The organism is Parvibaculum sp. (assembly GCF_045863935.1).
Classification (GTDB): domain Bacteria; phylum Pseudomonadota; class Alphaproteobacteria; order Parvibaculales; family Parvibaculaceae; genus Parvibaculum.
In genome coordinates this window covers 17,791-26,994 of record NZ_BTVP01000001.1, presented here as the reverse complement: position 1 = coordinate 26,994, position 9,204 = coordinate 17,791, and the positions used below count along the sequence as shown (strand labels likewise).

Below are 9,204 nucleotides of genomic sequence, written 5' to 3'. Positions count from 1 at the left end.
TCATGTCGAGTTCCGAAGCTGCTGCGAAATCCCCGGAAGAAGCGGCGAGCGCCGCCACGGGAAAGGCCGGCAAGACGGTGTCGGACGACAACGCGATCATCGGCCGCCGTATCGGTCAGGAGGCGCTGAACCGGATCGCGGAACTGCATCTGCGTTACCTCAAGGGCATTCCCGGCGGCTGGTGCGTCGTGATGAAGGAATGCGACCTTTCGGGCCTCGACTTCCGCAACCTCAATTTTTCGCAGGGCCATTTCATCGGCTGCGAGTTTTCAGGCGCAAACCTCGAGGACGCGCGGCTCGCGGGCACCAATCTCTTCAGCGCGAATTTCGACCACTGCAACATGACGCGCACCAATTTTTCGCGCGCAGACCTGCGCGGCGCGAATTTCAGCGATGCCGAAATGACGGAAGCCCGGCTCGACGGCGCCGATCTGCGGCGCGGAGCGGTGATCCGGCGCGGCGCAAGCGCGCCTGTCGGCCGCGAGAACTCCAGTTTCCGCGGCGCGCGCATGTATGGCACCAACATGGCCGAATGCAAATTGCTCGATGCCGATTTCGACGGAGCGTCGATCTCCGGTGCGAGCCTCCAGGGCGCCGATCTGCGCGGCGCGAGCTTCGCGGGCGCCGAACTCAAGGGCGTCGAACTCAAGGGCGCCAATCTTGCCGATGCCGATTTCCGCCGCGCCATCATGGACGAGGACACGGTCTCGCGCGGCGACATGATGCGCGCAACCCGCCCGCGCACCGCGCCCGGCCCCGAGCGCATGGCGAAAATTCTCAGCGCTCATCTGGAATGGATACAAACCGGCCAGCGGGGCGGTATGCGCGCCGATTTCGCCCGCATGGACCTTTCCCGCCGGGATTTTTCCCGCACGGTGCTCGCCGGCGCGAATTTCCGCGAGGCGATCCTTGCCGATACGAACTTCGAAAAGGCGGTCCTGGCGGCGGCCGATTTCGGCGATGCGATCCTGCTGCGCGCCAATCTGAGGGAGGCCGATCTTCGCGGTGCCGATCTTCGCGGCGCCGAACTGAAAGGTGCCATCCAGGACGGCACCAAGAAGGGCGAACTCTCGGGCACCAGCCTCTCCACAAGGCTCTGAGGCTGCGGAAGCCCCGCACTGGCCTCAAACCCGTAAATCTGCTACGCAATGCCGCCGCGCGGGGCCGTTTCGACGGACCCGGACGTGGGCCCGTCAACCGTCCGGGGAGCGCCTCATGGCTGCCGACGCCCGCCAGCTCGATCGTTTGTTCGAGGTGATCGCCGCCCGCACGGGCGCCGACGCCGCCTCCTCCTATACGGCAAAACTGTTTTCGAAGGGCCTGCCTGCCTGCGCCCAGAAACTCGGCGAGGAAGCGGTGGAAACCGTGATCGCCGCGATGGCCGGGGATGCCAAAGGCGCCATCTCCGAAAGTGCCGATCTCCTTTATCACTGGCTTGTGCTGATCGCGGCGCTCGGCCTCGATCCGGCTGACGTCTATGCCGAACTCGAGCGGCGCGAAGGCCGCTCCGGCCTCGACGAAAAAGCCGCGCGCGCGGAAAGATGACGGAGACCATCGGCATGGGCGGCACGGGCATCATGGATCAGGAAGAACGGGAATCCCTTTCGCCCTTCCGCCACTTCACGGCGGCGGAATGGGGACGGCTGCGCGAGGACACGCCGCTGCCGCTTTCCGAAAAGGAACTCGAGGAGCTGAAGGGTTTCGGCGAACGGATCTCGCTCGACGAGGTGTCGGAAATCTTCCTGCCGCTGTCGCGGCTCCTCAATCTCTATGTCGGCGAGATGCAGGAACTCTACCGCGTCACGTCGGATTTTCTCGGCGGCGCCGACAAGGTGCCCTACATCATCGGCGTTGCGGGTTCCGTCGCCGTCGGCAAGTCGACCACCGCGCGTATCCTGCGCACGCTGCTCGCGCGCTGGCCGAACCATCCGAAAGTCGATCTCGTCACGACCGACGGCTTTCTCTATCCGAACAAGCTGCTCGAAGAGCGCGGGTTGATGCAGCGCAAGGGCTTTCCCGAAAGCTTCGACATCAAGCGGCTGATCCGCTTCCTCTCGGATGTGAAGGCCGGGTCGCGCAAGGTCGAGGCGCCGCTCTATTCGCACTTCACCTATGACGTGCTCCCCGGCGAGACCGTGACGGTGGACCGGCCGGACATTCTCGTGGTGGAAGGTCTCAATGTGCTGCAGCCCTGGAAGCCCGCCGATGGCGACGAGCCGCAGCCTTTCGTGTCGGATTTCTTCGACTTCTCGATCTATCTCGATGCCGATGAAGGAACGATCCGTCGCTGGTATATCGAGCGCTTCCTGAGCCTGCGCCGGACCTCGTTCAAGGACCCGGCGGCCTATTTCCACCGCTACTCCAAGCTCAGCGAGGAGGAAGCGGTAGAAACGGCCGACGCGATCTGGACCTCGATCAATCTCGCCAACCTGCACAAGAACATCCTGCCGACGCGCCAGCGCGCCGACCTGATCCTCAGGAAAGGCGACGACCACCGCATCCGCGAAGTCTATCTCCGCAAGATTTAGGCGAGCCCTTTTTCCTTGGCGAGATCGCGAAGCGAAACCTGCGGTCGCGGTCCGTAATGCGAGATCACTTCGGCCGCCGCCAGCGCGCCGAGCCGTCCGCATGTCACCGGGTCCTTGCCGCGCGTGAGCCCGTAGAGGAAACCGGCCGCGAAGAGATCGCCCGCGCCTGTCGTATCCACCACCTTCTCGACCTTGGCCGCATCGACGACATGGACCTCGCCATTGGCGACGATGACGGAACCCTGCTCGGAGCGCGTGAGCGCGGCGAACTTGCAGTCCTTGCGCACCTGCTGCAGCGCTTCGTCGAAGACATCGGTTTCGTAGAGCGAGAGGATTTCCGCTTCGTTCGCGAAGAGGAGATCGACCTCGTCCTTCGCGAGACGGCGGAACTCGTCGCGGAACCGGCCGACGCAGAAACTGTCGGACAGCGTGAGCGAGACGAGGCGGCCTGCGTCATGCGCGATCTTTGAGGCCTTGAGGAAGGCATCCTTCGCGCCGGGCTCGTCCCAGAGATAGCCTTCCATATAGGTGACGGCGGCGGCGCGGATCGTCGCCTCGTCGATATCGTCCGGGGTGAGTTTCTGCGCGGCGCCCAGATAGGTGCTCATGCTGCGCTGCGCGTCCGGCGTCACGATGATGAGGCAGCGTCCCGTCGGCGCGCCTTCTTCCGCCAGCGAGGCCGGAAAGGCGACGCCGAGCGACTTGATGTCGTGGATGAAGACCTCGCCGAGCTGGTCGTTGCGGACCTTGCCGAAAAAGGCGCCCTTGCCGCCGAGCGAGGCGAGCCCCGCGATCGTGTTGGCGCAGGAACCGCCCGACATTTCGACGGCGGCGCCCATCTTGCCGTAAAGCACATCGGCGCGTTCCGCATCGATCAGCGTCATGCCGCCCTTCTCGATGCCGTTTGCCGTCAGGAAAGTGTCGTCTGCGTTGGAAATCACATCGACGAGCGCATTGCCGATGCCCGCCACGTCATACTTGAGCTCTGCCATGATCCTCTGGAATTTTTCAGGGAGAATTTCGGAGCGTTTTCAGCAAAAGCGCCTCCTTCATATGAGGAGAGGGCTTTTGCGGTTCGAAAACACGCCACGGAAAGACCTTGCGGGCGGGAGTATAGGGATTGAGGCTCATATGTCCAAAAACCTGCCGGATTCCCGGAAATCCGGGGTTTTCCCGGCTCCGTGGTTTCCCTGGGCGCATTGCAGGCGCTGCTTGCGGGCTCTAGGTTAGGCGGCCCAACGGTCCCGGAGTATTTCATGCTGTCCGACGCGCTGCGCGCCTTCCGAGAAACCTTTTCGCCGCCCTTCCGGCGCGTGATGGTGATTTCGGTGGGCCTGACGATCCTCGTCCTCGCCCTTTTCGGGGCGGGGCTGCAATGGGCGCTCGCCGCCATGCCGGCTTTCGGACCCGATTTTGCGGGCGGCTGGGTCGACGCGATCCTCGAATTCGTGGCGCGCTTCCTCGCCGTCATCGTGCTGGTCCCGCTGGTTCACCCGGTTGTCTCGCTGGTTGCGGGTCTCTTCCTTGAAAACATCGCCGCCCGCGTGGAGGCGGAGGATTATCCGGCCGATCCGCCGGGGCGCGACCAGCCTTTCTGGCAATCGATCCTGGTCGCGATCCGCTTCACGCTGGTTCTCGTCGTGGTGAACCTGCTGGCGCTCCCCTTCTATCTCGTGCCGGGCGTCAACCTCGTCCTGTTCTGGGTGGTGAACGGCTATCTGCTCGGCCGTGAATTCTTCGAGCTCGTGGCGCTGCGCCATATCCCGGCGGTCGAGGCGCAGGGGTTGCGCAAGCGCCACGGCGTGCGTGTTTTCCTCGCGGGCGTCATCATCGCGCTCTTCACGACGGTGCCGGTCCTCAACCTCTTCGCGCCGCTGTTCGGCACGGCGCTGATGGTCCACACCTACAAGGGCCTCGCGGCGCGGAGGCCCGCATGAGGCATCTTCTGCTTCTCGGGCTCGCGCTCGGCCTTGCCGCCTGCGAGACGGCGCCGGGCAAGGGCATCGACGCGCGCGGCGGCATCATGGCTTCGCTCGGCACGGCGCCGCTGACCCCCGCCTCGCTTCTTGGCGCCGCCCCCGGGGCGATCTCCGCCCGCCTCGGCGAGCCGGATTTCCGCCGCGCCGAACCCCATGCCGAGATATGGCAATATGCGGGCGGCGATTGCAGCCTCTTCGTCTATTTCTACGAAACGGATGGCGGCGCGCTCGGTTCGCGCCATGTCGATGCGCGCAAAATGGAAGGCGGCCCGGCGAGCAAGGATGCCTGCCTTGCCGCGGTGCTTGCCAAGCGCAACGTACCGATGTCCTGACGTTCCGGGATCAGGTAACGACGGTCTTCGCCTTGAAGCGGCAGAGATCGCTGACGGGGCAAGCCGGGCAGTCGGGTTTGCGCGCCTTGCAGACATAGCGCCCATGCAGGATCAGCCAGTGATGCGCGTGCTGCCGGTATTTGGCGGGCACGACCTTTTCGAGTTTCTTCTCGACCTCGACGACGTCTTTCCCCGGCGCGAGCCCCGTCCGGTTCGAGACGCGGAAGATATGCGTGTCGACCGCGATCGTCGGTTCGCCGAAGGCGACATTGAGCACGACATTGGCCGTCTTGCGGCCAACCCCCGGCAGCTCCTGCAGCGCCTCCCTGTCGCGCGGCACCTCGCCGCCATGTTTCTCGATCAGCAGGCGCGACAGCGCGATCACGTTCTTCGCCTTGTTGCGGTAGAGCCCGATCGTCTTGATGTGCTGGGTGAGCCCCGCTTCGCCGAGCTTCACCATCTTCTGCGGCGTGTCGACGGTCTTGAAGAGCGCCTTCGTTGCCTTGTTGACGCCGACATCGGTGGCCTGCGCCGAAAGCACCACCGCGACGAGCAGCGTATAGGTGTTGCGGTATTCGAGCTCGGTCTTCGGCTCCGGCAGCGCCTGGCAAAGGCGGCGGAAGAACTCCTCGATATCGGCTTTTTTCATCTGTACGGGCATGGGGCGAAACTTTGTACATAACCCCGCCTGCGTCGCAAGGCCGTATTGCCGGGGCGCGGCCGCCGCCTTACCCTTTGATGCATGACCATTCTTTCGCCCGATCCGGCGCCCCTCGCGCCCCCGTTGCATTTCAACGCGCTGATCACGCCGCACCGCTCGCTTTCGATGCGCGGCTTCGCGATCCTGATCGGCATCGTGGCGGCGGTGAACTTCGCGTCCGGCGTCCTCTTCATGGCGAAGGGCGCCTGGCCGGTTTTCGGCTTTTGCGGTCTCGAGGTCGTGGCCGTCTGGTGGGCCTTCCGCGCGAACTACCGGGCGGCCCGCGCGCATGAAACGGTGCAGCTCTCGGACAATGAGCTTCGCGTGCGCCGCGTCGATGCGAAGGGAAAGGCGCGGGCCTTCAGTTTCCAGCCCTATTGGGTGCGGCTCGCGCTCCGCGAGGAGCCGGATGAATCGACCCACCTGCATCTCACGAGCCATGGCCGCGGCATCGAAGTCGCCGCCGCGCTCTCGCCGCCGGAACGCGCGGATTTCGCCCGCGCCCTCGAAAGGGCGCTGGCGAAGCTGCGCAGCGCACCGGCCGCCGAAAGGATGCCGCAAGAAGTCTAGTGCGCCTCGCGCTCGATCAGCATCTTCTTCGAGAGCACGTTTCCCTTGTCGTCGAGCTCATAGACGATCGGCGCGCCGGTCGCGATGTTGAGTTTCAGGATTTCGTCCTGGGAGAGCTTGTCGAGCTGCATGACGAGCGCGCGCAACGAATTGCCATGCGCGGCGACGAGGACGCGCTCGCCCTTCAGCACGCGGGGCAGGATTTCCCGCTCGTAATAAGGCAGCACGCGCTCCGCCGTCATCTTCAGGCTTTCGCCGCCGGGCGGCGGCACGTCATAGGAGCGGCGCCAGATATGGACCTGCTCCTCGCCCCATTTTTCGCGCGCATCGTCCTTGTTGAGCCCGGAGAGGTCGCCATAGTCGCGCTCATTGAGCGCCTGATCCTTCACGATCTCGATGTCGCTCTGGCCGAGTTCGGCGAGCATGATGCGGTTCGTTTCCTGCGCGCGCGAAAGGTCGGACGTATAGGCGACGTCGAAGCTGAGACCGGCCGCGTTCATCGCCTCGCCCGCTTCCTTCGCCTCCGCCTTGCCCTGTTCGGTCAGGCCCGGATCGCGCCAGCCCGTGAAGAGGTTCTTCTCGTTCCATTCGCTCTGTCCGTGGCGGACAAGCACAAGCAGATTAGCCAAGTCTTGCTCCATTGATCCGTATAGGGATTACTCTATGCCGAGAACGTCGGCCATGTTGAAGAGGCCAGGTCCCCTGCCCTGCCCCCACTGCGCCGCCTTCAGAGCGCCGCGCGCGAAGATGCTGCGGTCCTCCGCGACATGGCGGAGCACGATGCGCTCATGCTCGGTCGCGAAGATGACGTCGTGCTCGCCCACGACGGACCCGCCCCTGAGCGAGGCGAAGCCGATCTTGCCCGATGCGCGCGCGCCGGTGATGCCGTCGCGGCCGCGTTCGGAATTGTGGCCGAGGCCGACGCCCCGCCCTTCCGCTGCCGCTTGCCCGAGCAGCAGCGCGGTGCCGGACGGCGCATCGATCTTGTGGCGATGGTGCATTTCGAGGATCTCGATATCCCATTCGGGTCCGAGCGCCTTCGCCGCCTGCCGCGCGAGTGCGGCGAGAAGGTTGACGCCGAGGCTCATGTTCCCGGCCTTGATGATCGTCGCGTGGCGCGCGGCGGCCTCGATCTTCGGCAGGTCTTCGTCGGCAAAGCCCGTCGTGCCGATCACATGGACGATGCGGGCCTGGGCCGAGAGCGCGGCGAATTCGAGCGAGGCTTCCGGCACGGAAAAATCGACCAGCGCGTCGGCATCCTTGATGACGGCGAGCGCGTCGGACGTCGCGGCGATGCCGAGAGGGGCGCTGAGCCCCGCCAGTATGCCGAGATCGCTGCCGAGATGCGGCGAACCTTCGGCCTCGATCCCGCCCGAAAGCGTCAGCCCGTCCGTTTCGGCGATGAGACGAATGAGCGTCCGGCCCATGCGGCCGCCCGCCCCCGTTACCGCGATCCTGATGTCTTGAGCCATGATGGTCTCGCGCTCCGTCTGTCCCGCGGGCTCTATAGCAGCCCCGCCTCACCCCCGGAAGACGAAATAGGCCCCGAGCGCGATGAGCGCAAATCCGATGGCGGTGTTCCATGTCGGCGCATGGCCGAGATAAACCGCGGAAAACCCGGCAAAGACGACGAGCGTGATGACTTCCTGGATGGTCTTGAGCTGGGCCGGCGAATAGACGTCGGAGCCGAAGCGGTTGGCCGGAACGGCGAGGCAATATTCGAAGAAGGCGAGCCCCCAGCTCACGAGAATGACGAACATGAGGGGCGTCGCCTTGAACTTCAGGTGCCAGTACCAGGCGGTCGTCATGAAGACGTTGGAGGCGACGAGAAGTGCGATGGGCGTGAGATAGGCTTGCATGGGGACCGGCCACGAAAAAGGCCCCGCCGGATTTTTCCCGCGGGGCCTTTGGAGCATATCGCAATGCCTCAGTTCTGGAAGCCGTCCCAGAACTCCTTCACCTTGGCGAAGAAGCCGGTGCTTTCGGGGCTGTTGCTGGGGTCCGAGGCGTCCTCGAATGCCTTCAGCAGTTCCTTCTGCTTGCGCGTCAGGTTCACCGGCGTCTCGATGGTGATCTGGATATAGAGGTCGCCCGTTTCGCGCGAATTCACCACCGGCATGCCCTTGGAGCGGAGGCGGAACTGACGGCCCGTCTGTGCGCCCTCGGGAATCTTCACTTTCACTTTCTTGCCGCCGAGCGTCGGCACCTCGATCTCGCCGCCCATCGCCGCCGTGACCATGGAGATCGGCACGCGGCAGAAGAGATCCGCGCCGTCGCGTTCGAACAGGCGGTGCGGCTTCACCGAGAGGAAGATGTAGAGATCGCCTGAAGGTCCGCCGCGCATCCCGGCTTCGCCCTCGCCCGCAAGGCGGATGCGCGTGCCGTCCTCGACGCCGGCGGGAATATTGACCGAGAGCGTGCGCTCCTTTTCGACGCGGCCCGCGCCCTGACAGGCAGGACAGGGCTTGTCGATCGTCTGTCCGCGGCCGTGACAGGTCGGGCAGGTGCGTTCGATGGTGAAGAAGCCTTGCGAGGCGCGCACCTTGCCGTCGCCCTGGCAGGTCGGACAGGTGACGGGGCTCGATCCCGGCGCCGCGCCGGAGCCCTGGCAGGCCTCGCAGGCGACGGAGCCCGGCACGCGGACCTGCGCCTTCTTGCCCTCGAAAGCTTCCTCGAGCGTGATCTCCATGTTGTAGCGAAGATCGTGGCCGCGCATCTGGCCGCCACCGCCGCGGCGTCCCCGGCCGCCGCGCCCGCCCATGAATTCGCCGAAGAGATCGTCGAAAATGTCGGACATCGAGGCGCCGCCGAAACCGCCGCCCATGCCGCCGGGGCCCCGTCCACCCATGCCGCCGTCGAAGGCCGCATGTCCGAACTGATCGTAGGCCGCGCGGGACTGTTCGTCCTTCAGCGCGTCATAGGCTTCGTTGAGTTCCTTGAAGCGCTGCTCGGCTTCCTTGTCGCCCGGGTTCTGGTCGGGATGGAGTTTCTTCGCAAGCGAACGATAGGCTTTCTTCAGCTCGTCGGCGCTTGCGTTGCGGCTCACCCCGAGCACGTCATAGTAATCGCGCTTCGACATCGGGGATCACCTTGCA

At 64.9% G+C, this 9,204-nt stretch carries 12 protein-coding genes; 6 read left to right on the top strand and 6 right to left on the bottom strand.

The window, feature by feature from the left end; translation table 11 throughout:
- The first annotated feature begins 2 nt into the window (after positions 1-2).
- The 3 genes from ACKUUH_RS00155 to coaA all read left to right on the top strand — a co-directional run bounded on the left by ACKUUH_RS00155 (position 3) and on the right by coaA (position 2,528).
- Entirely contained in the window at positions 3-1,100 is a 1,098-nt protein-coding gene (locus ACKUUH_RS00155; RefSeq protein ID WP_407947813.1) for a pentapeptide repeat-containing protein, read from the top strand.
- A gap of 115 nt (positions 1,101-1,215) precedes the next feature.
- Complete coding sequence (locus ACKUUH_RS00150; protein WP_407947812.1) at positions 1,216-1,545, top strand: phosphoribosyl-ATP diphosphatase; 330 nt, start codon at positions 1,216-1,218, stop codon at positions 1,543-1,545.
- Positions 1,542-2,528, top strand: a complete 987-nt coding sequence (gene coaA, locus ACKUUH_RS00145; RefSeq protein ID WP_407947811.1) for a type I pantothenate kinase — start codon at positions 1,542-1,544, stop codon at positions 2,526-2,528. The genes ACKUUH_RS00150 and coaA overlap by 4 nt, the downstream gene beginning before the upstream one ends.
- Here coaA and ACKUUH_RS00140 read toward each other — a convergent pair.
- Positions 2,525-3,520: an adenosine kinase gene (locus tag ACKUUH_RS00140; RefSeq protein ID WP_407947810.1), complete on the bottom strand. Its 996-nt coding sequence runs from the start codon at positions 3,518-3,520 to the stop codon at positions 2,525-2,527. The two genes, coaA and ACKUUH_RS00140, sit on opposite strands and share 4 nt — an antisense overlap.
- A 264-nt stretch (positions 3,521-3,784) precedes the next feature.
- On the opposite strand from ACKUUH_RS00140, the gene ACKUUH_RS00135 reads away from it, so the two are divergent.
- On the top strand, positions 3,785-4,465 hold the full coding sequence (locus tag ACKUUH_RS00135; RefSeq protein ID WP_407947809.1) for a sulfate transporter family protein: 681 nt from the start codon (positions 3,785-3,787) through the stop codon (positions 4,463-4,465).
- Entirely contained in the window at positions 4,462-4,839 is a 378-nt protein-coding gene (locus ACKUUH_RS00130) for a hypothetical protein (RefSeq protein WP_407947808.1), read from the top strand. The genes ACKUUH_RS00135 and ACKUUH_RS00130 overlap by 4 nt, the downstream gene beginning before the upstream one ends.
- Before the next feature lie 10 nt (positions 4,840-4,849).
- On the opposite strand, the gene nth is transcribed toward ACKUUH_RS00130, so the two are convergent.
- Positions 4,850-5,500, bottom strand: a complete 651-nt coding sequence (gene nth / locus ACKUUH_RS00125) for an endonuclease III (protein ID WP_407947807.1) — start codon at positions 5,498-5,500, stop codon at positions 4,850-4,852.
- Positions 5,501-5,581: 81 nt separating this feature from the next.
- On the opposite strand from nth, the gene ACKUUH_RS00120 reads away from it, so the two are divergent.
- Entirely contained in the window at positions 5,582-6,109 is a 528-nt protein-coding gene (locus ACKUUH_RS00120; protein ID WP_407947806.1) for a DUF2244 domain-containing protein, read from the top strand.
- On the opposite strand, the gene ACKUUH_RS00115 is transcribed toward ACKUUH_RS00120, so the two are convergent.
- From ACKUUH_RS00115 to dnaJ, 4 genes are all read right to left on the bottom strand, one after another.
- Positions 6,106-6,738 carry a 2,3-bisphosphoglycerate-dependent phosphoglycerate mutase gene (locus ACKUUH_RS00115; RefSeq protein ID WP_407947805.1) on the bottom strand — a complete coding sequence of 211 codons (633 nt, stop codon included), beginning with the start codon at positions 6,736-6,738 and terminating at the stop codon, positions 6,106-6,108. The genes ACKUUH_RS00120 and ACKUUH_RS00115 overlap by 4 nt on opposite strands.
- 27 nt (positions 6,739-6,765) lie before the next feature.
- The gene (dapB, locus tag ACKUUH_RS00110) at positions 6,766-7,581 is read right to left on the bottom strand and encodes a 4-hydroxy-tetrahydrodipicolinate reductase (RefSeq protein ID WP_407947804.1); all 816 of its coding nucleotides are present in this window, start codon (positions 7,579-7,581) and stop codon (positions 6,766-6,768) included.
- A gap of 48 nt (positions 7,582-7,629) precedes the next feature.
- Complete coding sequence (locus ACKUUH_RS00105) at positions 7,630-7,968, bottom strand: DMT family protein (protein ID WP_407947803.1); 339 nt, start codon at positions 7,966-7,968, stop codon at positions 7,630-7,632.
- Between the two features lie 68 nt (positions 7,969-8,036).
- Positions 8,037-9,188 carry a molecular chaperone DnaJ gene (gene dnaJ / locus ACKUUH_RS00100; protein WP_407947802.1) on the bottom strand — a complete coding sequence of 384 codons (1,152 nt, stop codon included), beginning with the start codon at positions 9,186-9,188 and terminating at the stop codon, positions 8,037-8,039.
- Positions 9,189-9,204: the final 16 nt, after the last annotated feature.